Origin of the sequence: Jiangella alba (assembly GCF_900106035.1) — a bacterium.
GTDB classification, from domain to species: Bacteria; Actinomycetota; Actinomycetes; order Jiangellales; family Jiangellaceae; genus Jiangella; species Jiangella alba.
Genome location: NZ_FNUC01000003.1, coordinates 1,477,153 through 1,499,273, shown reverse-complemented (window position 1 = coordinate 1,499,273; position 22,121 = coordinate 1,477,153). Strand labels below are relative to the sequence as shown.

21 protein-coding genes and 1 other RNA gene are annotated in these 22,121 nt (G+C 72.4%); 10 read left to right on the top strand and 12 right to left on the bottom strand.

Annotated elements, in window-relative coordinates:
- Positions 1-8 precede the first annotated feature (8 nt).
- Positions 9-653: a hypothetical protein gene (locus tag BLV02_RS37570; protein ID WP_245737717.1), complete on the top strand. Its 645-nt coding sequence runs from the start codon at positions 9-11 to the stop codon at positions 651-653.
- Positions 654-679: 26 nt separating this feature from the next.
- Positions 680-964 carry a hypothetical protein gene (locus BLV02_RS09380; protein WP_069115467.1) on the top strand — a complete coding sequence of 95 codons (285 nt, stop codon included), beginning with the start codon at positions 680-682 and terminating at the stop codon, positions 962-964.
- A 37-nt stretch (positions 965-1,001) separates the two neighbouring features.
- Here BLV02_RS09380 and BLV02_RS09375 read toward each other — a convergent pair whose 3' ends face one another.
- Positions 1,002-1,958 (bottom strand): DNA-methyltransferase, encoded by a 957-nt coding sequence (locus BLV02_RS09375; protein ID WP_176986521.1) that lies wholly within the window; start codon positions 1,956-1,958, stop codon positions 1,002-1,004.
- Between the two features lie 887 nt (positions 1,959-2,845).
- Here BLV02_RS09375 and BLV02_RS09365 point away from each other — a divergent pair.
- On the top strand, positions 2,846-3,529 hold the full coding sequence (locus BLV02_RS09365; RefSeq protein WP_281243367.1) for a site-specific integrase: 684 nt from the start codon (positions 2,846-2,848) through the stop codon (positions 3,527-3,529).
- 254 nt (positions 3,530-3,783) lie between these two features.
- Here the strand turns inward: BLV02_RS09365 and BLV02_RS09360 are convergent, their stop codons facing one another.
- From BLV02_RS09360 to glnA, 8 genes are all read right to left on the bottom strand, one after another.
- Complete coding sequence (locus BLV02_RS09360; protein ID WP_069110777.1) at positions 3,784-4,260, bottom strand: nucleoside deaminase; 477 nt, start codon at positions 4,258-4,260, stop codon at positions 3,784-3,786.
- Positions 4,247-4,408, bottom strand: coding sequence for a hypothetical protein (locus BLV02_RS36415; protein ID WP_171906707.1), 162 nt, complete (start codon positions 4,406-4,408; stop codon positions 4,247-4,249). The genes BLV02_RS09360 and BLV02_RS36415 overlap by 14 nt, the downstream gene beginning before the upstream one ends.
- A gap of 27 nt (positions 4,409-4,435) precedes the next feature.
- Positions 4,436-7,444 (bottom strand): bifunctional [glutamine synthetase] adenylyltransferase/[glutamine synthetase]-adenylyl-L-tyrosine phosphorylase, encoded by a 3,009-nt coding sequence (locus BLV02_RS09355; protein ID WP_069110778.1) that lies wholly within the window; start codon positions 7,442-7,444, stop codon positions 4,436-4,438.
- 135 nt (positions 7,445-7,579) lie between these two features.
- Positions 7,580-7,933, bottom strand: a complete 354-nt coding sequence (gene crcB, locus BLV02_RS09350) for a fluoride efflux transporter CrcB (protein ID WP_069110779.1) — start codon at positions 7,931-7,933, stop codon at positions 7,580-7,582.
- Positions 7,930-8,268: a DUF190 domain-containing protein gene (locus BLV02_RS09345; RefSeq protein ID WP_069110780.1), complete on the bottom strand. Its 339-nt coding sequence runs from the start codon at positions 8,266-8,268 to the stop codon at positions 7,930-7,932. The genes crcB (BLV02_RS09350) and BLV02_RS09345 overlap by 4 nt, the downstream gene beginning before the upstream one ends.
- Positions 8,265-8,675: a fluoride efflux transporter CrcB gene (gene crcB / locus BLV02_RS09340; protein ID WP_069110781.1), complete on the bottom strand. Its 411-nt coding sequence runs from the start codon at positions 8,673-8,675 to the stop codon at positions 8,265-8,267. Before crcB (BLV02_RS09340) ends, BLV02_RS09345 begins: the two co-directional genes overlap by 4 nt.
- A 9-nt stretch (positions 8,676-8,684) precedes the next feature.
- Complete coding sequence (locus tag BLV02_RS09335) at positions 8,685-9,386, bottom strand: type 1 glutamine amidotransferase (RefSeq protein ID WP_069110782.1); 702 nt, start codon at positions 9,384-9,386, stop codon at positions 8,685-8,687.
- Positions 9,387-9,390: 4 nt separating this feature from the next.
- Positions 9,391-10,728 carry a type I glutamate--ammonia ligase gene (glnA, locus tag BLV02_RS09330; RefSeq protein WP_069110783.1) on the bottom strand — a complete coding sequence of 446 codons (1,338 nt, stop codon included), beginning with the start codon at positions 10,726-10,728 and terminating at the stop codon, positions 9,391-9,393.
- Between the two features lie 72 nt (positions 10,729-10,800).
- Here glnA and BLV02_RS09325 point away from each other — a divergent pair, with 72 nt between their 5' ends.
- Both BLV02_RS09325 and panB read left to right on the top strand, forming a co-directional pair.
- Positions 10,801-12,822 (top strand): NAD+ synthase, encoded by a 2,022-nt coding sequence (locus BLV02_RS09325; protein ID WP_083288496.1) that lies wholly within the window; start codon positions 10,801-10,803, stop codon positions 12,820-12,822.
- Positions 12,823-12,898: 76 nt separating this feature from the next.
- Entirely contained in the window at positions 12,899-13,735 is an 837-nt protein-coding gene (panB, locus tag BLV02_RS09320) for a 3-methyl-2-oxobutanoate hydroxymethyltransferase (RefSeq protein ID WP_069110784.1), read from the top strand.
- 68 nt (positions 13,736-13,803) lie between these two features.
- Here the strand turns inward: panB and BLV02_RS09315 are convergent, their stop codons facing one another.
- Entirely contained in the window at positions 13,804-13,989 is a 186-nt protein-coding gene (locus BLV02_RS09315) for a hypothetical protein (protein WP_069110785.1), read from the bottom strand.
- Between the two features lie 49 nt (positions 13,990-14,038).
- On the opposite strand from BLV02_RS09315, the gene map reads away from it, so the two are divergent.
- A complete protein-coding gene (gene map / locus BLV02_RS09310; RefSeq protein ID WP_069110786.1) occupies positions 14,039-14,887 on the top strand; it encodes a type I methionyl aminopeptidase in 849 nt (282 codons plus the stop codon).
- Positions 14,888-14,911: 24 nt separating this feature from the next.
- Here map and BLV02_RS09305 read toward each other — a convergent pair whose 3' ends face one another.
- On the bottom strand, positions 14,912-18,646 hold the full coding sequence (locus BLV02_RS09305) for a S8 family serine peptidase (RefSeq protein WP_245737716.1): 3,735 nt from the start codon (positions 18,644-18,646) through the stop codon (positions 14,912-14,914).
- A 94-nt stretch (positions 18,647-18,740) separates the two neighbouring features.
- Between BLV02_RS09305 and ppgK the strand changes: the two genes are divergently transcribed.
- The 3 genes from ppgK (at position 18,741) to BLV02_RS09290 (ending at position 20,242) form a co-directional block, all read left to right on the top strand.
- Positions 18,741-19,496 (top strand): polyphosphate--glucose phosphotransferase, encoded by a 756-nt coding sequence (ppgK, locus tag BLV02_RS09300; RefSeq protein ID WP_069110787.1) that lies wholly within the window; start codon positions 18,741-18,743, stop codon positions 19,494-19,496.
- Between the two features lie 22 nt (positions 19,497-19,518).
- Positions 19,519-19,892, top strand: an RNA gene (rnpB, locus tag BLV02_RS09295) — RNase P RNA component class A.
- A 68-nt stretch (positions 19,893-19,960) separates the two neighbouring features.
- A complete protein-coding gene (locus tag BLV02_RS09290) occupies positions 19,961-20,242 on the top strand; it encodes a hypothetical protein (RefSeq protein ID WP_069110788.1) in 282 nt (93 codons plus the stop codon).
- 49 nt (positions 20,243-20,291) lie between these two features.
- Here the strand turns inward: BLV02_RS09290 and BLV02_RS09285 are convergent, their stop codons facing one another.
- The gene (locus tag BLV02_RS09285) at positions 20,292-20,936 is read right to left on the bottom strand and encodes an LPXTG cell wall anchor domain-containing protein (RefSeq protein WP_069110789.1); all 645 of its coding nucleotides are present in this window, start codon (positions 20,934-20,936) and stop codon (positions 20,292-20,294) included.
- A gap of 171 nt (positions 20,937-21,107) precedes the next feature.
- Here BLV02_RS09285 and BLV02_RS09280 point away from each other — a divergent pair, with 171 nt between their 5' ends.
- Positions 21,108-21,740, top strand: a complete 633-nt coding sequence (locus tag BLV02_RS09280; RefSeq protein WP_083288498.1) for a class I SAM-dependent methyltransferase — start codon at positions 21,108-21,110, stop codon at positions 21,738-21,740.
- Positions 21,741-22,121: the final 381 nt, after the last annotated feature.

The following is a 22,121-nucleotide window of genomic DNA, read 5'->3' as shown; positions in this document are numbered from 1 at the left end:
ACCGAGCTGTGCCACTGGCAGCTGATCAACCGCACGACGCTCGAGGAGACCTCGACAGCGGCTGGAAGGTGCTGGTGCCCGAGGCCCACGTGCTCAACGCCAGCGCCGTCCAGCCACTACGCGGAGCGGCTGAGGGCGATCCCTACGAACTGCGGCTACGCGAGCTGCGCCTGGCCAAGCCGTGGATGGAGATGCTCCAGAGCGGTACGCGGCTGGTCGTGGATTTCGCTGAGTGGATCAACAAGTCCTCGGGCCGCGGCTCGATCTCCATCGGGATCGACCACGAGGACGGTGAGGATCCGGAGCCGCTGGTCAGTTGGCACCTTGCGGTCGGCCCTTGGAGCTACAAGGAGGCGGTCCCCAAATTGTTCGCCTGGGCCGATGCCGATGTCCACGCCGAGACCTATGACCAATACGAGTACGACGACTACGAGGCCGAGTGCTCGATCTGGGACGAGGGTGACCAGTTCTTCACCGATGAGTTCGGCGCGTGGCGAGCAAGCCGCGAAGCGATGGGCCTTCGTCCCTATAACAACGCCGCTGGCGAGGTCGACTACTACCGCCTAGAGCTGACGCTGAACGAGCTGGGTAAGGCGTTCCTGGTTGTCGACAAGTTCGCCACCACGGGCCAACGTCAGTTCACCGAGCTGTGACCGCTCGGCCAACTAGGCTGCCGGGCATGGCCGGAGATCCTGACCCCTATGACAGCACGCTGCAGGTGATCGAGACGCGCATCACCACACTGGAGTCGGGCGCGCTAGCCTCCGGCGAGACGGGCGCGTGGACGCAGGAGGACATGGACAAGGAGCTGGCCGCGCTGCGGAATGACCATGCCGAGCTCAATCGTCATTGGCAGTTTGCGACGCAGACGGTGGCCGACGGCGAACCGGCCCGATGCGGGGCGGCCTGCGGCGAACCATGCAATTGTGCAACAGCGCGAGAGCTGTTCGCGAAATACCTGTAGAACGAAGCTGATGCTTGCCTGGTTCGGCCGCTTCGGCTCATCGCCGAGTGATGGGCGGACGACTGTGGAACTGCTCGAATCGCCCCTTCGAGCCGGCGATGTAGTCCGCGAGGGGCTCGACCGCGAGCCACCGGCGGCCGAGCTGCTCGGCCATCGCACCCGTCGTGTTGCTGCCCCCGAACGGGTCGAACACGAGGTCGTCCTTGTCGGTCAGAAAGCGGATGAACCAGTCGGCGAGCTTGGCCTGCATGGGCGCGGGGTGTGGCTTGAGGCCGTGTTCTCGGCAGTACCGCCGGTAGGCGTCGTTCGCGACGGTATTGCTGAAGTTGAAGACGTTGGAGGGGATCGCGCCGCCGTTGTTGGTGAGGAAAGATGTCTCGCCGATGTCGTAGCCGGAGTCGCGGGTGCCGTGGTTGTAGTGACCCCGCTTGAGCAGCGCCTGCATCGAGGGGCTGTAGTCCTGCAGGACGTTGCGGTTGCTGGCCTTCGGCCGCTCGGACTTCGACATCCACCACAGGTGGGTGTAGGAGTCCTTGACCCTGATGCGCTCGATGTTGACCCACTGGGCCGGCGTCGGCAGCCGCGCGGGGTTGTTGCAGACGAACTGCTGGCAGATGTTGAGGTCACCGCCCTCGGCGATGGCCATCAGGGACTGGAGCGGCAAGAGCGACATGGTCGGCTTGCCCGGATCCCAGGCGTTCCCGATCTCGACCACGAGTGAGCCGTCCTCGGTGAGGAGGTCTGCCAGCCGGGGAGCGAGCTTCTGGAGCCAGGCCAGGTACTCGTCGCCGTCCTTGTTGCCGTACTTCTTCTTCCGCTTGAGCGGGAACGGCGGAGAGAAGAACACCAGCTGCACCTTGCCCTTGAGCTTCTTGCCCTGGAGGTCGAGGAAGTCCTCGACCTTGCCGCGGAACACAGCACCAAGCTCAGTCTCGTAGGCCACTGAGACCTCCGGAGCCATAGCCCCAGCGCTGTGGCGATCGAGGGCGGTCATGGCGCGCACTCGTGACGGCCTCGATCTACGCGAAAGCCGTTCCAGTCGAGAGCTTGACCATAGCTTGCGGAGAGGAGGGCGCTCCATCGATGGAATGGAGCCGCCGGCACCGGAGCGATTCGGAGATCGAGCGGCGAATCGGCCCGGCGCGGTACCGCCTGGACGTGCCACTACCACGGCCATCGAGAGGCCGGCCCAAGATCCGTAGGAGTCGGAGACTGAGCACTGCAACCATTCCGAAGAACTTGATTGCGTCCCAGGCGAGGACTAGGACGACGAGGTTGAGCCAGCCAGGTGCGCCGGTTGCGATTGCCAGCGAAATCGCGTGCACCGCCGCCACGCACCCGAGTGCGAGTGCGCAGAGCGCGGCGGCCGCGCCGATGGTCGGGCGCGAGGTACGGACGCAGCGGATGAGCACGTTGGACGGTGCGCATGCCTGGAGAAGCCTCTGGGCAAACGTGGCGAGAATGACGACGGGCACCGCGATGAGCAGGAGCAGCATCGCAACCTCCGGGGTGGGTGACGAGGAATCCTGCATAGGTGGAACCGTCCGTCTCGCCGAGCCCAACCGGGCCGCCTGTGGATCGAGGTAGCAAGGACGGTCCTATGGCGCCCCGACGGCCGCGAAGTCGGCGGCGACACCGAGCTCAACCGGCGGCCTCTCAGCGGCGCTGTCGGCGGCACGCCGCGCGGCTTGTAGAGCACGCCGCCGATCCGCCCGTTGAGCATCGGTCGACGCTCCCCCTCCTGTGGGAAGGTCCGAGTTGACCCTGTACCGGTCGCGGTAGGCTGCTACGACCGCCTCGACCCAGGCCTCACTCACGAAACCTCCTTGACCATCCTCGACAACTTCCAAGGGCCACTTACCGCTTGCCGTCCGGGACGAGTTGCCGGCGCGTTACCAACCCATGGTCTGGCTCGGTGCCGAACTCGGGATGCGGCAGGGCGAGATATTCGGCCTCTCCCCCGAGGACATCGACGTCGAGCGTGGCGAGGTGCACGTTCGGCGCCAGGTGAAGTTGGTCAGCAACAAGCAGATGTTCGGCCTCCCGAAGGGGCGCAAGGTCCGAGACGTGCCGCTGCCCGACGCCGTTCTAGAGGCGATCAACGCACACATGACCGCCTACCCACCGATCGAGGTAACGCTCCCCTGGGACAGAACGGATGAGAAGCCCACGACCTTCTCGCTCCTGCTTTACAGCCGCGAGAAGAAGGCGCTGGGACGGAACTACATCAACACGTTCATTTGGAAGCCAGCCTTGAAGCGCGCCGGAGTGCCTGTGACGCGCGAGAACGGCAGCCACGCCCTGCGACACTTCTACGCCAGCACAGCGCTCCATGAAGGTGAGTCGATCAAGGCCCTCAGCGAGTACCTCGGTCACGCCGACCCCGGCTTCACCTTGCGCACCTACACCCACCTCGTCGAGGACAGTGCCGAGCGCACCAAGCGAGCTGTCGACGCCGTATTCGGGCACCGGACGCCGGAGCCTGAACCGGGCGATGCACAACCGGACGACGACGAGCTCGTCGATGACGTGAAGCCCGACGAGGACAGCGACGATGCTGTCTGAGCGCGCACAGTCGGCGTCATGCCCAGCCATCGACCAGAGCCGCGAAACGGTCGAACTCGGGTCGAGCCGCCGGCGCCCACGTGCGAGCGCTGCGGCCATGTGCGGCCCCAGCGCGGCCCGTGGGACCTGAATTTCGGCGTTTGCGCAGGCCAAGGCACGAGTGCGGTCAGAACTACGACATCTGATCGCAGGGCAGTCCCCCGACGGGAGCCGCCGGCCGCCTGCCTCGAGGCGCGGCCGGCGGTTCTCTCGTTCTACCGCCGCACGGCCCGCTCGTGGATGGCCCGCATCCGCTCGTCGAACGGCGGCACCGGCCCCACGACCTCCAGGCCCGGGACGACGTCAGTGATGGGGAGGGCGCTGACGGGGGCGGGCGGCAGCCCCCAGCCGGCCCGCCAGCCGGACAGCTGGGCGCTGGACGCGGCGTAGACGATGCGGCCGAGGCCGACCCACCCGTGCGCGGCGGCGCACATCGGGCAGTGCTCGCCGGACGTGTAGACGGTGGCGCCGGCCCGCTCCTGCGCCGTCAGGTGCCGCCCGGCCCACTGCGCCAGCGCCAGCTCCGGATGCGCGGTCTCGTCGCCGGTGGATGTCTCGTGGTTGTGGTCCTCGGCCAGCACGGCGCCGTCGGCGCTCACCAGCACCGACCCGAACGGCCCGTCGCCGGCGGCCAGCGCGGCCTCGGCCAGCTCGACGCACCGTTCGAGGTGCGCGGAGTCAGCGAGCGTCATCGCTGTTCCGTTTGATCCAACCCCATGCCGACGTGGCCAGGAACAGGACCACGCCGATGAAGAAGAGCCAGAGCAGGCCCTTGATGACCAGTCCCAGCACCGAGATGACCAGCCAGGCCACGAGCAAGAGCAGAATGATTCCCCACATGCCGCCATTATCGCGGCCGGAGCGGGGTCAGCGGGCGTCGTCGTAGAAGAGGCGTTCGACGACGGAGCGGGCCTTGCGGGCGCAGCGGTGGTAGTCGTCGACGAAGAGGGTGGATTCGCCGGCGCCGTAGCCGAGGACCTGGGAGACCGCGGCCAGCGTCTTGGGGTCCTTGGGCAGCATGTCCGACGGGCGGCCGGTGACGAGGACGGTGGCGTTGCGGATGCGGGCCGCCAGCCGCCAGGAGTCCTCCAGGACCGAGCGGTCGTCCGCCGCCAGCAGGCCGGCCGAGACGGCGGCGGCCAGCGCGCCGGGCGTCGACGTGGTGCGGAGGGCGGGCACGGACGAGGCGTGCCGCAGCTGCAGCAGCTGCGCCGTCCACTCGACGTCCGCCAGGCCGCCGGGCCCCAGCTTGAGGTGCATGGACGGGTCGGCGCCGCGGGGCAGCCGCTCGGACTCGACGCGCGCCTTGATGCGCCGCACGTCGCGAAGCTGCCCGTCGGTGAGGCCGGCGGTCGGCCAGCGCAGGGGGTCGATCAGGGCGGAGAAGCGCCGCAGCAGCTCGGGGTCGCCGCAGCACGGGGCCGCCCGCAGCAGCGCCTGCCGCTCCCACACCTCGCCCCACCGGTCGTAGTACGCGGCATAGGAGGCCAGCGTCCGCACCAGCGGCCCCTGCTTGCCCTCGGGCCGCAGCGCCGCGTCGACGGTGAGGGACGGCTCGGGCGAGGGCAGCGACAGCAGCCGGGTCAGCTCGTTGGCGACGGCGAGCGCCGCGGACGCCGCCTGGGTCTCGTCCTCGTCGGGGTACGGCGTGTGGACGAACAAGACGTCGGCGTCGGACGCGTACCCCATCTCGCGGCCGCCGAGCCGGCCCATCGCGACGACGGCCAGGCGGGTCGGCAGCGGCCCGCCGCGCGAGGCCTCGACGGCGCGGGTGGCGGCGGCCAGCGCGCCGGACAGCGTGGCCTCCGCGATGGCCGTCAGCGCCTCCCCGACGGCCTCGACGGGGGCCGCGGCGGCGAGGTCGGCGACGGTGACGCGGAACAGCTCGCGCCGCCGCATGGCGCGCACGACGCCGATGGCGGCGACGGGGTCGTCGTGGCGCTGGACGCCGGCCAGCACCTCCTTCTCCAGCGGCCCGCGCTCGCGCAGCCGCAGCGCGTCGTCGTCGCCGAGCATGGCGACCGACTCGGGCGCGCGCAGCAGCAGCTCGGTGGCGTACCGGCCGGACGCCAGCACGCGCGCCATGCGCTCGGCCGCCGCGCCGTCGTCGCGCAGCAGCCGCAGGTACCAGGGCGTCGTGCCCAGCGCCTCGCTGACCTTGCGGAACCCGGCCAGCCCGGTGTCGGGCTCGGGGGCGTCGGCGAACCAGCCGAGCAGCACCGGCAGCAGCGTCCGCTGGATCGCCGCCCGCCGCGACACGCCCGTCGTCAGCGCCTCGAGGTGCCGCAGCGCCCCCGCGGGGTCGGCGTACCCGAGCGCCCGCAGCCGGGCCAGCGCCGCCTCGGGGCTGAGCCGGACGCCGTCGCCGGGCAGCCGCGCGACGGCGGACAGCAGCGGCCGGTAGAACAGCTTCTCGTGCAGCCGCCGCACCTCGCGCGCCTGCTGGTGCCAGACGTCGTCCAGCTCCGCCGGCTGCCGCAGCGCCAGCGACCGCGCGAGCACGCGCAGCAGCTCGTCGGAGTCGGGGACGACGTGGGTGCGGCGCAGCCCGCGCAGCTGGATGCGGTGCTCGAACGTGCGCAGGAACCGGTACGCGGCGTCGAGCACGGCGCCGTCGTCGCGCCCGACGTACCCGCCGGCGGTCAGCGCCGCGAGCGCGCCCAGCGTGTTGCCGTCGTGCAGGCTGACGTCGGCGCGGCCGTGCACCAGCTGCAGCAGCTGGACGGCGAACTCGACGTCGCGCAGCCCGCCGGGACCGAGCTTGAGCTGACGGTCGGCCTCGGCCGGGCGGATGTGGTCCTCGACCCGCCGCCGCATGGCGTGCACGTCGTCGACGAAGTGGTCGCGGCCGGCCGCGGTCCACACCATCGGCATGACGGCGTCGACGTACTGCTGGCCGAGCTCGCGGTCGCCGGCCACCGGACGGGCTTTGAGCAGCGCCTGGAACTCCCAGGTCTTCGCCCAATCGCGGTAGTAGGCGGCGTGGCTGGCGACGGTGCGCACCAGCGGCCCCTGCTTGCCCTCGGGCCGCAGGGCCGCGTCGACCGGCCAGATGGTGCCCTCGCCGGTGTACACGGAGCAGGCCCGCATGAGCGCCGTGGCCAGCGTCGTCGCGGTGGTCAGCCAGCCGGTCGCGTCGTCGGGCGCGTCGGCGGGCGGCTCGGCGACGAACACGACGTCGACGTCGGAGGCGTAGTTCAGCTCGCGGCCGCCGGCCTTGCCCATGGCGATGACGGCGAGCCGGCAGTCGGGCGCGCTGCCGGGCAGCCCGGCCCGGGCGACGGCGAGCGCGGCCTCGAGCGTGGCACCGGCGAGGTCGGCCAGATCGGCGGCGACGGCGGCGACGTCGAGCCGGTCGGCGAGGTCGAGCGCCGCCAGCGCCGTGACGTGGCGACGGTACGCCACCCGCAGCGCGTCGAGCAGATCGGCCTGCTCACCTGCGGCGACGGGCACGGCGGCGGCGGGGTCGGCCCCGACGGCGGTCAGCAGCGCGGCCCGGACGGCGTCGGCGCCGGGCCGGTCGCCGGGGTCCAGCGCGCCGAGGTCGCGCCAGTGGTCCGGATGCCGGCAGAGGTGGTCGGCCAGCGCCGAGCTGAACCCGAGGACGGCCAGCAGCCGGCGCCGGTGCGGCGAGTCGTCCGCCAGCAGCGCCCGCAGCTGCGCGCGTCGCGGCTCGGTCTCGAGCGCCGCCATCAGCCGGCCCACGCCGCGCAGCCCGAGGTCGGGGTCGGCGACGGCGGCCAGCGCGGCCACGAGGTCGGTGCCGGCGAGCCCGGCGAGCAGCGGGTCGTCGAGCTCGCGCTGCGCCGCGGCGGTGTCGGCGAACCCGGCCTTGGCCAGCGACGCGACGCGGCCCTCCGTCCGGTTCACAGACATGCGACCAACCTACCGCCGTCGTCCGACGGTCCTCGCCCGGGCCTCCGGCGTCGGCCCTTTGCAATGAGCACCTCTACGCACCACTCGACCGGGTGGTGCGTAGAGGTGCTCATTGCAAAGGCGGGGCGGGCCGGCTCACCACGCCAGCGTCCACCCCAGGGCGGCGGCGCCCAGCCCGGCACCCATGCTGACCAGGACGTTCGCCGCCCCGCGGGACCATGCGCCGTCCTCGAGCAGCCGCAGCGTCTCGTAGCCGAACGTGCTGTACGTGGTCAGCGCGCCGCAGAAGCCGGTCGCCAGCAGCGCCACCAGCTCGGGGTCACGCGACGGCGACCCGAGGACGAGGCCGAGGACGAACGACCCCACGACATTGACCACCAGCGTGCCCCACGGGAACGCGCCGTCGAGCCGGAGCTGCACCCAGCGGTCGACGACGTAGCGCAGCGGCGCGCCGACCGCCGCGCCGGCGGCCACCAGCAGCAGCGTCACGAGCCGCGGCCCACGTACCGGACGACCTCGACGTCGGCGAGGGTGATGAGGCCCTCCTCGACCAGCGGCGCGACCTCGTCGACGAACCGGTGCACGGGCTCGGCGCGGTCGACGATCACGACGGCGACCGGGAGGTCCTCGGACAGGCTGAGGATGCGCGTGGTGTGGATGTGGTTGGACGCGCCGAACCCCTCGATGCCGCGGAACACGCTGGCGCCGGCCAGCCCCGCGGCGTGCGCCCGGTGCACGATCTCGGTGTACAGCGGCCGGCCGTGCCAGGTGTCGTTCTCGCCGACGACGATGGTCAGCCGCCGGGCGGGTCCCTCCAGCGTCATGCGCGTCTCCTTCCTCGCAGGGCCCGGGTGGCCGCGGTCCCGATCCAGACCGCTGACAGCGCCAGCACCGGCGTCACCAGGTAGTACGTCAGGGCGGCGGCGACCCGGCCGTCGGCCAGCAGCCGCTGGGTGTCCACCGCGTAGGTGGAGAACGTGGTGTACCCGCCCAGCACGCCGATGCCGAGGAACGGGCGCAGCAGCCGGTGCGGCGCGGTGAGGTCGAGCAGCACCGCCATGAGCACGCCGATCAGCAGGCAGCCGGACACGTTGACGACGAGGATCGCCCACGGCCAGCCGGTGCCGGCGTCGGCCTGCAGCGACGCCGCGCCGTGGCGGGCCAGCGCGCCGAGCACGCCGCCCGCGGCGATGACCGCGAGCACCGGCGCCTGGCGGCGCAGCCTGGACACCGTCCGAGCCTAGCGGCGGTCCGCGCCCGCCGCCTCGACGATGCGGGCGAACCGGGTGGCCAGCTCGCGTCCGGCGGCGACGACATCAGCGTCGCGGCCGGCCAGCTCGCGCAGCACCGGCGCCGCGTCGACGTCGCCCAGCTCTGCCGCCCAGCCGGCGAACGTCGGCTCGGACACCTCCGGGTGGAACTGCACGCCCCACGCCGCCGCGCCGACCCGGAACGCCTGGTGCGGGTACATCGCCGACGACCCGAGCCAGACGGCGCCGGGCGGCAGCTCCGCGACGGCGTCGGCGTGCATGCTCGGGCCGGGGAACGGGTCGGCCAGCCCGCCGAGCAGCGGGTCGCCGGCCGCCTCGGGGCGCCAGTGGACGTCGACGACGCCCGCCTCGCGACCCGGCGCCGCCCCGACATCGACCGTCCCGCCGCACGCGACCGCCAGCAGCTGCGCGCCCAGGCAGATCCCGAGCGTCGGCGTGCCGTCCGCCGCGGCGGCGCGCAGCAGCACCCGCACCGCCGGCAGCCACGGCGCCGCGTCGTCGGCGTAGGCGTCGACCTGCCCGCCCAGCACGATCAGCCCGTCGCCCGGCGTCGAGGGGACGGCGTCGCCGGCGTAGGGCCGCAGCACCCGCACCTTCGCGCCGGCGTCCTCCAGCCAGCCGCCGAAGCGGTCCAGCGGACAGCCCGGCTCGTGCTCGACGACGTCGATCAACGGGTCACATCACCGGCAGCATCTTGGCCCGCTCGAACGCGGTGACCTGCAGGCTGTACTCGTTCCACTCGGCCCGCTTGTTGCGCAGGAAGAACTCGAAGACGTGCTCGCCCAGCGTCTCGGCGACCAGCTCGGAGTTCTCCATGGCCTCGATCGCCTCGTCCAGCGACGCCGGCAGCGGGTCGATGCCCATGGCCCGGCGCTCGCGGTCGGTCAGCGCCCACACGTCGTCCTCGGCGCCCGGCGGCAGCTCGTAGCCCTCCTCGATGCCCTTCAGCCCGGCCGCGAGGATGACGGCGTAGGCGAGGTACGGGTTGCAGGCGGAGTCGAGCGAACGGAACTCGACCCGCGCCGACTGGCCCTTGTCGGGCTTGTACATCGGGACGCGCACCAGCGCCGACCGGTTGTTGTGGCCCCAGCAGACGTAGGCCGGCGCCTCGCCGCCGCCGCGCAGCCGCTTGTAGGAGTTGACCCACTGGTTGGTGACGGCGGTGATCTCGGGCGCGTGCCGCAGCAGCCCGGCGATGAACGACCGCGCCGTCTTGGACAGCTGGTACTCCGCACCCGGCTCGTGGAAGACGTTGCGGTCGCCCTCGAACAGCGACACGTGGGTGTGCATGCCCGACCCCGGCCACGCGGTGAACGGCTTGGGCATGAACGACGCGTAGAGGTCCTGCGACAGCGCCACCTCGCGGACGACGGCGCGGAACGTCATGAGGTTGTCGGCCGTGGCCAGAGCGTCGGCGTAGCGCAGGTCGATCTCCTGCTGGCCGGGTGCGCCCTCGTGGTGGCTGAACTCGACCGAGATGCCCATGTCCTCGAGCATGGTGATGGTGTCGCGGCGGAAGTCCTGCGCGATGCCGTGTGCGGTGTGGTCGAAGAAGCCGCTGGCGTCGACGGGGGTCGGTTCCTCGCCGCCGGACGGCTGGTTCTTGAAGACGAAGAACTCGACCTCGGGGTGCGTGTAGAAGGTGAACCCCTGCTCCGCGGCCCGGCTGAGCGCGCGCTTGAGCACGTGCCGCGGGTCGGCGTACGACGGCGAGCCGTCGGGCATGAGGATGTCGCAGAACATGCGGGCCGTGCCGTTGGACCCACCCCGCCACGGGAGCACCTGGAACGTCGACGGATCGGGCTTGGCCAGCATGTCGGCCTCGTAGACGCGGGCGAACCCCTCGATGGCGGAGCCGTCGAAACCGATGCCCTCGGAGAACGCGTTCTCCAGCTCGGCCGGCGCGACCGCGACCGACTTCAGGAACCCGAGCACGTCGGTGAACCAGAGCCGGACGAACCGGATGTCGCGCTCTTCCAGCGACCGGAGGACGAACTGCTGCTGCTTCTCCACGTCGCCAGTGTGCCCCACGGGTGTGTCCGCCGGGTAGCGGGACGGTGACGGCCGTGGCATTAGGCTCGGACCGTGCCGCAGATCAGAATCGCGCTCGCTCAGGTGAACCCGACCGTCGGTGCGCTCGAGGCCAACGCGGACCTCGTCGTCCGCATGACCAAGCACGCCGCCGCGCAGCACGCCCACCTGGTCGCCTTCCCCGAGATGATGCTCACCGGCTATCCGGTCGAGGACCTCGCGCTGCGGGCGTCCTTCGTCGACGAATCGCGCGCCACGCTGGAGAAGCTGGCGGCCCGCCTCGACGGCGAGGGGCTCGGCGCCACCGCCGTCGTCGTCGGCTATCTGGGCCGCGACGACGCCACGGCCGGCCAGTTCCAGCTCGGGCGCCCCAAGGGCTCGCCGCAGAACGCCGTCGCCGTCCTCTACGGCGGGCGCGTGGTGGCCCGGCAGGCGAAGTACCACCTGCCCAACTACGGCGTGTTCGACGAAGCCCGCTACTTCGTCCCCGGCGACCACCTCGGCGTGTTCCGGCTGCACGGCATCGACGTCGCGCTGGCCGTCTGCGAGGACATCTGGCAGGACGGCGGGCCGGTCTCGGTCGCGCGCGAGGCGCGGGCCGGGCTGCTGCTCGTCGTCAACGGGTCGCCGTACGAGCGCAACAAGGACGACACCCGCCTCGACCTCGCCCGCCGCCGGGCCGCGGCCGCGCAGGCCACGCTGGCGTACGTCAACATGGTCGGCGGCCAGGACGAACTGGTCTTCGACGGCGACTCCCTGGTCGTGCGCCCCGACGGTGAGCTGCTCGCACGGGCGCCGCAGTTCGAGGAGGGCTGCCTGGTCGTCGACCTCCAGCTGCCCGAGGCGGTCGCGCCGGCGCCCGGCCCGTGGGGCATGACGCAGGAGCGCGTCGCCGGGTTCGCCGTCCACCGCAGCACGCTGACCACCGCGCCGCTGCCCGCGTACACGCCCGATCCCGGCGCGCTGGCGCCGCGGCTGTCCGACCTCGCCGAGGTGTACGCGGCCATCGTCACCGGGCTGCGCGACTACGTGCGCAAGAACGGCTTCTCGTCGGTGGTGCTGGGGCTGTCCGGCGGCATCGACTCCGCGCTGGTCGCCGCCATCGCCGTCGACGCGCTCGGGGCCGAGAACGTGCACGGGGTCTCGATGCCCAGCTCGTACTCGTCCGAGCACTCCAAGTCCGACGCTCAGCAGCTGGCCGAGCGCACCGGGCTGCGGTACCGGACCATCCCCATCGCGCCGATGGTCCGCACGTTCCTCGACAACGTCGAGCTGACCGGCCTGGCCGAGGAGAACCTGCAGGCCCGCGTGCGCGGCATGACGCTGATGGGGCTGTCGAACCAGGAGGGCCACCTCGTCCTCGCCACCGGCAACAAGACCGAGCTGGCGGTCGGCTACTCCACCATCTACGGCGACGCGGTCGGCGGCTATGCGCCGATCAAGGACGTGCCGAAGACGCTGACGTGGGAGCTGGCCCGCTGGCGCAACGCCACGGCGGCCGAGCGCGGCGAGACGCCGCCCATCCCCCAGGCTTCCATCGACAAGCCGCCGAGCGCCGAGCTGCGGCCCGGCCAGCTCGATTCCGACTCGCTGCCCGACTACCCGCTGCTCGACGACATCCTGTACCGGCACCTCGAGCAGGACCTCGGCGCCGGCGAGCTGCGCGCCGCCGGGTTCGACGCCGACCTCGTCGCCAAGGTGCTGCGCATGGTCGACACCGCCGAGTACAAGCGGCGGCAGTACCCGCCCGGCCCGAAGATCACCATGCGCAACTTCGGCCGCGACCGCCGGGTGCCGATCACCAGCGCCTGGCGCGAGACGCCGGGCGCCGAGCCGGCGGCGGAGGCCGCACCGGCGGAACCGACGGCGGAACCGGCGGCCGAGTCCGCGGCGACGCCCGCCGAGGCGCCGGCCGAGCCGACGGCCGAGGCCCCGGCCACGACCGCCGAGTCGCAGCTGGACGCCGTCCAGCCCGAAGCGCCCGCCGACCAGCCGGAAGCGGCCGCCGACCAGCCGGAGGCCGACGAGCCGGTGCAGCCGGCCCGGGAGCTGCCGCCACCGCCTCCCCCGCACTGACCCCTCGTTCGTGGGACAATCGGAGGTGTTAGGGGACCCGGACACGGGCCTCGAGACGCACCCAAGGAGTCCTGCGATGACGCACGAGACCGTCCCGCTGTACGGCGGCCAGCTCTCCCGCCGGGTCACCATCCGTGACCTCCGCCTCGCCAAGGAGCGCGGCGAACGCTGGCCCATGCTCACCTCCTACGACATGTACACCGCCGAGATCTTCGACGCCGCCGGCATCCCGGTGCTGCTGGTCGGCGACTCCGCGGGCAACAACGTGTTCGCCCACGCCGACACCGTCCCGGTCACCGTCGACGAGCTGGTGCCGCTGGCCAGGGCCGTCGTGCGGTCCACCAGCCGGGCGCTGGTCGTGTGCGACCTCCCGTTCGGCTCGTACCAGCTGGGCCCCGAGCAGGCGCTGGCCACGTCCATCCGCATCATGAAAGAGACCGGCGCCCAGGCGGTGAAGCTCGAGGGCGGGCTGCCGGTCGCCGAGTCGGTGCGCCGCATCGTCGAGGCCGGCGTGCCGGTCATGGCGCACATCGGGTTCACGCCGCAGAGCGTCAACGCGCTGGGCGGCTACCGCGTGCAGGGCCGCGGGCCCGAGGCCGACAAGCTCATCGAGGCGGCGCTCGCGCTCGAGGAGGCCGGCGCGTTCTCCGTCGTGCTCGAGATGGTGACGGCGCAGGTGGCTGCCGAGGTGACGAAGCGGCTGAGCATCCCGACCATCGGCATCGGCGCCGGCCCCGACGTCGACGCGCAGGTGCTGGTCTGGCAGGACATGGCCGGCCTGCGCGAGGGCCGCCTCCCCCGGTTCGTCAAGCAGTACGGCGACCTCCGGGGCGCCCTCGCCGACGCCACCAAGGCCTTCGCCGACGACGTCGTCAGCGGCACGTTCCCGGCCGAGGAACACACCTACCACTGAGCGTGCCCGCACGTGCCCGGTCGCGGCGTACCAGCGCCGCGACCGGCGCGGGGCGACCGCCCGAAGCGTCAGGCGTCGTCGTCCCAGTCGCGGTCGAGGGCGTCCTGCTGGGCGGTGCGCTCGTGCGCCCGCGCCAGCGCGTCCTCGGCTTCCGCGCGCGTCTCGTACGGCCCGAGGCGCCGGTCGTTGGGGCAGCCGTCCACCGGCTCGACCCGCGAATGGTCGAGGCACCAGTACCAGGGTCCGTCGGCCACGATGACTCCCTTCGCCTGAGAAGCGCACCTCAGCCTAGACTTTCACACCATGTCGCCCGTCGTACCCGGCATCGTCTCGCCCGAGCGCCCCGTCCCGCCGTCCATCGTCCGCCCCGAGTACGTCGGCAAGGCCCGGCCCGCGCCGTTCGAGGGCTCCGAGGTGAAGGACGCCGGCACCATCGAGCGCATCCGTGTCGCCGCCCAGCTGGGCGCGCAGGCGCTGGCCGAGGTCGGCAAGCACGTCGCCCCGGGCATCACCACCGACGAGCTCGACGCCATCGGGCACGAGTTCCTGGTCGAGCGTGGCGCGTACCCGTCGACGCTCGGGTACCGCGGCTTCCCGAAGTCGCTGTGCACGAGCGTCAACGAGGTCATCTGCCACGGCATCCCCGACTCCACCGTCGTCCGCGACGGCGACATCGTGAACATCGACATCACCGCCTACATCGACGGCGTGCACGGCGACAACAACGCGACCTTCCTCGCCGGCGACGTCGACGAGGAGACGCGGCTGCTGGTCGAGCGCACGCAGGAGGCGCTGAACCGCGCCATCAAGGCGGTGAAGCCGGGCCGCGCCATCAACGTCATCGGGCGGGTCATCGAGTCGTACGCGAAGCGGTTCGGCTACGGCGTCGTCCGCGAGTTCACCGGCCACGGCGTCGGCGAGTCGTTCCACTCCGGGCTGGTGGTGCCGCACTACGACGACCCCGGGTCGACGACCGTCATCGAGCCGGGCATGGTGTTCACCATCGAGCCGATGCTGAACCTCGGCACCCACGAGTGGACCATGTGGGACGACGGCTGGACGGTGGTCACCGCCGACGGCCGCCGGTCGGCGCAGTTCGAGCACACGCTGCTGGTCACCGAGACCGGCGCCGAGATCCTCACCCTGCCCTGAGGTCCCGGCGCCGTCCCGGCCCCGTCAGCGCAGCCCGAACGCCCGCACGACGGTCTGCTCCAGCCGGTTGCCGTCCACGTCGGACGCGGTGAGCCGGAGCGTCACCGCATCGCCGGCCGCGCCGCCCGGGTCGAACGTCGTCCGGTAGCGGCCGTCCGCGCCACGCAGCCGCACCGGCGTCCACGTCGCGCCGTCGTCCACGGAGACCTCCAGCGCGACGTCGTCGATCTCGGCCGCGGACGACCCGGCCTGGTGCCGCAGGCCGACGTCGACCCGGATCGGCTCGTCCGCCGGCACCGTGCTCGACGCGTCCGCGCCGGGCACGTCGTAGTCGGCGAGCAGCAGCGGCAACCGCTCGCCATCGCCGTCGTCGCCGGCCGAGTCGAACGTCCACGCCGAGCTCACCCGGGTGGAGTAGCGCCACCAGGGCTGATCCAGCCGTCCGTCCAGCTCGAGGCGGAACGTGCCGGGCCCGGCCGGGACGTCGAACCAGGCGAACCGGTCGGGCACCTCCCCCAGCAGCTCGTCGTCGCGGTACAGCCGCATCGCGTACTCCTCCAGCGCGGAGCCCCAGGTCTGCACGTGGTCGGGGTCGTGCACGAACCCGCCGATCAACCCGTCGATGGTGTCGCCGTGCCGGTTGACGCTGTAGTCGGCCGCCTCACGGTCGGGCAGCGAGTGGGTGGCCACCGGGCTCATCCACCGGACGGCGGCGCGCTGCCGGGGCCGGTACGTCCGCTCGACCTCGCGCCAGACCGGCCCCTGATCGCCGGTGTTGTGGGACAGGACCTCCTGCCACCACTGCACCTCGTTCGCCAGCACGTGGTCGGTGCGTTCCGACGGCGCGGTCACGTGCGGCACGTACCAGCCGCCCATGGAGTTGCCGGAGGGCGACAGGCCGTTGCGCGCCTCCGATACCACGTCCGTCGGCGTGTGCGCGCCGAACTGGACGTCGATGGTCGCGAGATCGGACCGGCGGAACTGCCACCGCGGCCGCTCCGGGATCTGCCCGCGGACCGGGTGGAGCAGGTCGTAGACGTACGGTGTGACGGCTGAACTGGTGAGCTCGAGTTCCACCGGGCCCGCGTCCAGCAGCTCGCGCAGCCGCGCCGCGGCGGCCCGGCTGGTGCCGATGACCGGAATCTCGACCTGCGGGTACAACACGTCGACCTGCAGGCCCGGGTTGTCCTGGTCGTAGAACAGCACCACTCTCGCGCCGGCCCGTTCGAGCTCGGCCGCCTGCTCGCCGTTCTCTCGCCCGAGGTCCCGGGCGGCCAGGGCGATCGCGCCGTCGACGGACGTCTCGCGCAGCTCGCCGGCGGTGGCCGCGCCCACGTCGACCACGGGCAGGCGGAGCGTCCCGTCAATGCGCGGGGAGAACCCGTAGTAGTCCGTATCGATCTCGGCGGACGCCCCCGGCACCTCGGCCCGGACCGGCTGCTCCTCCAGCCGGGCACCGGCGTCGAAGAAGAACTCGCCGGACGTCACGGGCCCGGTCGGCGTGGCGAAGAGCGCGAAGGCGGCGCCGACGACCATGAGTCCCGACGACAGCACGCGCCCGGTCCCGGAGCGGCCGAGGCCGTACCCGATCATGCTCCACCGTGGCGTCGCGTCCTCCGCCCCGCGGACCGTCGTGTGGACCGGCTCGGCGCTCTGAGCGTCGAGGACGACCTCCGTGGTACCCGCCACCTCGACCTCCGGCTCGACGACCAACGTGAACTCCGTCACCCGGTCGTCCTCGGCCTCGCGGTGCAGGAACGAGCCGAACGAGTACGTGCCCGGGGGCAGCCGGAGGGTCGCCGTCCCGTCCGGCGCCGGCTCGACCGCCCAGCTGTCCTGCTCGACCTCGACGACGTCGACCTCGCCGGGTGTCGGCTCACCGTCACGGCCCACCAGCCGCACCGTGACGTCGTACGTCTCCGGCTCGGCGTACCAGCCGGCGGGAATGCGGACGGAGCGCTGCGTCGCCGGGTCGGTGGCGACGACGGCGGCCTCGTAGGTGCCAGGCCCGAGGGCGGCGACGTCGGCGGTCACGGCGGCCGTCGCGGTGCCGCCGGCGGGGATCGTCAGCTCGGACGGCGTGACGGTGAGCGAGTCCGCGAGCGGTGGCCCGGCCCCCGTCGCGGTGACGGCGACGTCCAGCGTCACGGGAGCATCGGAGACGTTGGTGTAGGCGACCTCGCGGGTGACCGGCTCGACGTCATCGTGCGGCCAGCGGTGGTGGCCGAACTCCAGCTCGCCCGCCGACGGCACGACGCTCACGGTCGCGGCCGCGGCGACGTCGACCCGGCCGGCGCCCTGCTCGTAGATGCTGACGTCAGAGGCAGGGGCGGCGGTCGCCATCAGGACGGCGCGTAGCTGCGCCGCCGACCAGTCCGGGTGCTGCCCCGCGAGGATCGCGGCCGCGCCGGCGACGTGCGGCGCCGCCATGGACGTCCCGCTCGCCTCCATGTACGCCTCGTCGCCGCCGCCGTCGATGGTGGTCGACCGCGCCGCGGTGATCTCGACGCCGGGAGCGCTGATCTCCGGCTTGATGGCCCTGTCGGTGAGCCGCGGGCCGCGGCTGGAGAACGGCGCGAGGACGTCATCGCCGTCCACGGCGCCGACCGCGAGGGCGGCGTCGGCCGCCGCCGGGCTCGTGACCGTGTCGGGGCCGTCACCGAAGTTCCCCGCCGCGATCACGAAGAGCACCCCCGACTCCTCCGTCAGCCGGTCGACGGCGAGCGACGCGGGGTCCTGTCCGTCGGTCGGCTCCGTCCCGAGGCTGAGGTTGACGACGTCGGCGCCCTGCTCGGCCGCCCACTCCATGCCGTCGATGACATCGGACACCAGGCCGGAGCCGTGGTCGTCGAGGACCTTGCCCGAGATGAGCGCCGCCTCGGGCGCGACGCCGCGGAAGCTCCCGTCCGACGCCGCGCCGGTGCCCGCGGCGATCGAGGCGACGTGCGTGCCGTGCCCGAACCGGTCCAGCGCGTCGTCGGACGTCGAGAAGTTCTGCTCGGCGACGACCCGCCCGGCGAGGTCGGGGTGGGTGGCGTCGACGCCGGTGTCGAGGACCGCGATCACGGCACCGGCGCCGGCGTACCCGTCCTCCCACGCCTGCGGGGCGCCGATCTGGGGGACGCTCTCGTCGAGGCTGGCCCGGACCGTGCCGTCGAGCCAGACGTGCGAGATCGCGCCGGCGGCCCCGCGCGCGCCGTCGGCCGGCGAGAGCGTCGACCAGAACTGCGCCGCGGCGTCCTTGTCCTGCTCGACCGCGACGGCGTCGATGCTGTTCAGCGCGGCGGTGACGGTCGCGCCGGGCAGCTCGCGCGCCGCCGCCCCCGAGCCGGAGTACTGCACGATGAGCGGCAGCGTCGGCCGGTCCTCGTCGCCGTAGCCCTGGGCGACCAGCGCGGTGACGTCGAACAGGCCGGGGTCGAGCGCGCCCGCCGCGAGGAGCGGCCGCGCCGCGGCCGGCACGACGTACGTACCGTCGGGGGTGCGGCGGACCTGCACCGCGTCGGACGGGCTGTCCGGCCCGGGCACCATGGTCACGCTCTCGCGTCCCGGCTCGCCGGCGCCGACCAGCACGCGGTCGCCGGTCACGAGGGTGATCAGCTGGCCGGCACCGCCGCTGCCCGCCTCGCCGGCTCCGGGTGGGGCGGGCGGTGGTGCGCCCGTGCTCGCGCCCGCGGTCAGCACCATCGCCAACGCGGCGCTGAGCGCCACCCGCGCCGATCGTCGTCCGTTCTTCGACCGTTCTCGTCCTGTCGTCACGCCCAAGGTACGGAACGGACGAACGGGAGCGTTGCGTGCCTACGAGCGAACGGTCCGCTGGCCCCGATCGCGTTCATCGGCGAAGCTTGATGACGTGACCTCGACGACGCAGGGCTTCGGCATCGACATCGGCGGCAGCGGCATCAAGGGCGCACCGGTCGACCTCGGCCAGGGCGAGTTCGCCGCCGAGCGCTTCCGCGTCGACACCCCCGAGCAGTCCACCCCCGACAACGTCATCGCGGTGGTCCTCGAGGTGCTCCGGCGGTTCGAGTGGGACGGCCCGTTCGGCTGCACGTTCCCCGGCATCGTGAAACGCGGCGTCATCCACTCCGCCGCCAACGTCGACAAGTCGTGGGTCGGTGTCGACCTCGAGAAGGAGCTGTCGCAGCGCACCGGGCAGTCCGTCACCATCGTCAACGACGCCGACTCCGCCGGGGTCGCCGAGGACCGCTTCGGCGCCGCCGCCGACGTCGACGGCGTCGTCATCGTCACCACCCTCGGCACCGGCATCGGCAGCGCCGTCCTGCACGACGGCAGGCTGCTGCCGAACACCGAGTTCGGCCACCTCTACCTGCACCATCACCACGAGGCGGAGAAGTACGCCGCGGCGTCGGTGCGCGAGGAGAAGGAGCTGTCGTGGGAGCAGTGGGCCGAGCGGCTCCAGCACTTCTACGCCCACCTCGAGTTCATCTTCTCCCCCGACCTCTTCGTCGTCGGTGGCGGCGTCAGCAAGAAGGCCGACAAGTTCCTCCCGCTGCTCGACCTCTCCACCCCGATCGTCCCGGCCGGGCTGCGCAACGACGGCGGCATCATCGGCGCGGCGCTCCTGGCCGCCGAACGCGCAGCGTGAGCGGTATCCTGGTCGCGGAGGACGAGCCGGCCGGGCGGCCGCGTCGGGGCCGTCAGGTCCCGCCGAGGAAAGTCCGGACTCCACAGGGCAGGGTGGTGGGTAACGCCCACCCGGGGTGACCCGCGGGACAGTGCCACAGAAAGCAGACCGCCACCCGCGTTCGCGCGGGCGGTAAGGGTGAAACGGTGGTGTAAGAGACCACCAGCGCCCCAGGTGACTGGGGCGGCTCGGTAAACCCCACCCGGAGCAAGGTCAGACAGGGAGCGTTCGAGGGCGGCCCGCCCGAGCTCCCGGGTAGATCGCTGGAGGCCATCGGCAACGGTGGCCGTAGATGGATGGTCGCCGGTCCCGGTCCGCCGGGAACCACAGAATCCGGCTTACAGGCCGGCTCGTCCCCCGTTCTGTCCGGCCCTCCCGCTAACGTTCGCCGCTTCGCCGCCGATCGTTGTGGAGGACCGCTGGACATGGCGATGATGCTGGTCAGCTTCGACGCGAACACGCCGGGCCACAGCTACGACCACCTGCTCGACGCGCTGGAAGGGTTCGGGGCGTACTGGCACTGTCTCGACTCGACGTGGCTGGTCGAGACCAGGATGAGCATCACCCAGGTCCGCGACTCCCTGTGGCTGCACATGAACCCCGCCGACGAACTGCTGGTCATCGACGTCACGGGGGCGCCCGCGTCGTGGGTCGGGTTCACGCGCGAATGCGGCGACTGGCTGCGCGACAACCTCGGCCGGCTCTGACGGCAGGTGGTCCGGCGCCGCCGTGGCTGCGCCGGACCACCCCACGTGGCTACCGTTGAGCCGCCGTGCGGCGGATCATCAGCAGCGCACCGGCGGCCAGGAAGGCGAGGGCCGCGAGCCAGTACGGCCCCAGGTCGCCGGAGCCGGTGTTCGGCAGCGCCTCGCCCCCGCCGACGCTGCCGCCGGCGTCGTCACCCGCGGCGCCGTCGTCGGGTGCGCCGTCATCGGTGCTGCCGGCGTCGTCTTCACCGACCTCGCAGCCGAGCGCGTCGGAGTCCCGGTCCAGGTGGAACGGGTCCAGCTCGGCGTCGAACAGCTCGATCGGCTTGTGGGCGTCGTCGATGTCCGGGCAGTCGTAGTCCTCGACGGCGTCATCGCACCAGGCCGCGGAGTCGGCGTAGTGAGCGCACGCGCCCGGCTCGTCCGCCGGCGGTTCCTCGGCCGGCGGCTCCTCGACGGGCGCGTCGCCGCAGCCCCACCCGTTGTTGTCGCTGCCGTCGAGGCCGAACGGATCGACACCGATCTCGACCAACTGGACCGGCTTGTCCGCCTCAGGAATGTCCTCACAGTTGTAGTTCTCGTCGGACGTCGGCTCGCACCAGTCGTTGGTGACGTAGGCGGCGCAGTCGGCCGCGTCCCTCGTCTCGGCCCAGGCCGGAGCCGTGGCCCCGAGCAGCAGGGCCAGTCCCGCCATGATCGCTATGGTGACCTTTTGCAAGGTCGCCCCCCTTCGAAAATGGATACATAGGCCGTAGGTACGGCCCATCAAAGCCCCGGACGGTAGCGCGATCATCACGGCGCCGGAAGCGCTTTCGGTCGAATCGCCGCAATTCTCATGAAGATCGACGAAGTAGCATGACCCGTCGTGACCGAACAGCGTGACACCGACCCGAAAGAGATCGTCCGCCGCGGCTACGACGCCCTCTCGCACCGCTACCGCGCCGACGACGCCGACCCGGAGACGCACCGGGCGTGGGCCGCCGAGCTGGTCCGCCGGCTGCCCGCCGGAGCGGACGTTCTGGACCTCGGCTGCGGCAACGGCGTCCCGGTGGCTCGCGACCTCAGCGCCGCCGGGTTCGCCGTCACCGGCGTCGACCTCAGCGAGGTGCAGGTCGCCCGCGCCCGCGCTCTGGTGCCGGGCGCGACCTTCCGCACCGCCGACGCGACGGCCGTGGAGTTCGCGGCGGGGAGCTTCGACGCCGTGGTGTGCCTGTACGCGCTGATCCACCTCCCGCTGGCCGAGCAGCCGCCGCTGCTCGAGCGCATCGCCGGCTGGCTGCGCCCGGGCGGCCTGTTCGTCGCCACGACCGGCCACGACGCCCTCACCGGCAGCGACGACGACTGGCTCGGCGGCGGCACGACGATGTGGTGGAGCCAGGCCGACGCCGCGACGTACCGGGACTGGCTGACGGCCGCCGGACTCGCCGTCGAGCGGCAGGAGTTCGTCCCCGAGGGCGACGGCGGGCACGAGCTGTTCTGGGCCACCCGGCCACGCTGACCGACCCGTCACCCGGCCCGACCGCCCCGGGCCCCGACCCGACCGACCCGGGCCCGGCCCGCACCGGCCCCCTGGCCCCGGCTGGACCGCCCCGGCCCGACCGACCCGGGCCCGGCCCGCACCGGCCCCCTGGCCCCCGGCTGGACCGACCCGGCCCCGACCCGGGCCAACCTCTCAGCCCCGGCCCGGGCGGCCGGAACACCGGCGAAATCCCCAGCCCAGACGGTCTTGACACCCCCGCGACGCCGACCCTATGGTGTGCTGCAACGTTACAGCAGCCTCCCCCACAGCTCTCCGCGGGAGCCACGCACCACCCTGCTGAATCGTTAGAGCAGCACCAGCCACACGAACTCAGCGCACCCGAAAGACCCCAGGATCACC

Bases quoted from the DNA above. Each gene is read 5' to 3' on its own strand.
- BLV02_RS09285 (WP_069110789.1), bottom strand. From the start codon at position 20,936: ATGGCGGGACTGGCCCTGCTGCTCGGGGCCACGGCTCCGGCCTGGGCC.
- BLV02_RS09345 (WP_069110780.1), bottom strand. From the start codon at position 8,268: ATGACGCTGGAGGGACCCGCCCGGCGGCTGACCATCGTCGTCGGCGAG.
- BLV02_RS09355 (WP_069110778.1), bottom strand. From the start codon at position 7,444: ATGTCTGTGAACCGGACGGAGGGCCGCGTCGCGTCGCTGGCCAAGGCC.
- map (WP_069110786.1), top strand. From the start codon at position 14,039: ATGTCGCCCGTCGTACCCGGCATCGTCTCGCCCGAGCGCCCCGTCCCG.
- panB (WP_069110784.1), top strand. From the start codon at position 12,899: ATGACGCACGAGACCGTCCCGCTGTACGGCGGCCAGCTCTCCCGCCGG.
- BLV02_RS09360 (WP_069110777.1), bottom strand. From the start codon at position 4,260: ATGACGCTCGCTGACTCCGCGCACCTCGAACGGTGCGTCGAGCTGGCC.
- BLV02_RS09380 (WP_069115467.1), top strand. From the start codon at position 680: ATGGCCGGAGATCCTGACCCCTATGACAGCACGCTGCAGGTGATCGAG.
- BLV02_RS09375 (WP_176986521.1), bottom strand. From the start codon at position 1,958: ATGACCGCCCTCGATCGCCACAGCGCTGGGGCTATGGCTCCGGAGGTC.
- BLV02_RS36415 (WP_171906707.1), bottom strand. From the start codon at position 4,408: ATGTGGGGAATCATTCTGCTCTTGCTCGTGGCCTGGCTGGTCATCTCG.
- BLV02_RS09290 (WP_069110788.1), top strand. From the start codon at position 19,961: ATGGCGATGATGCTGGTCAGCTTCGACGCGAACACGCCGGGCCACAGC.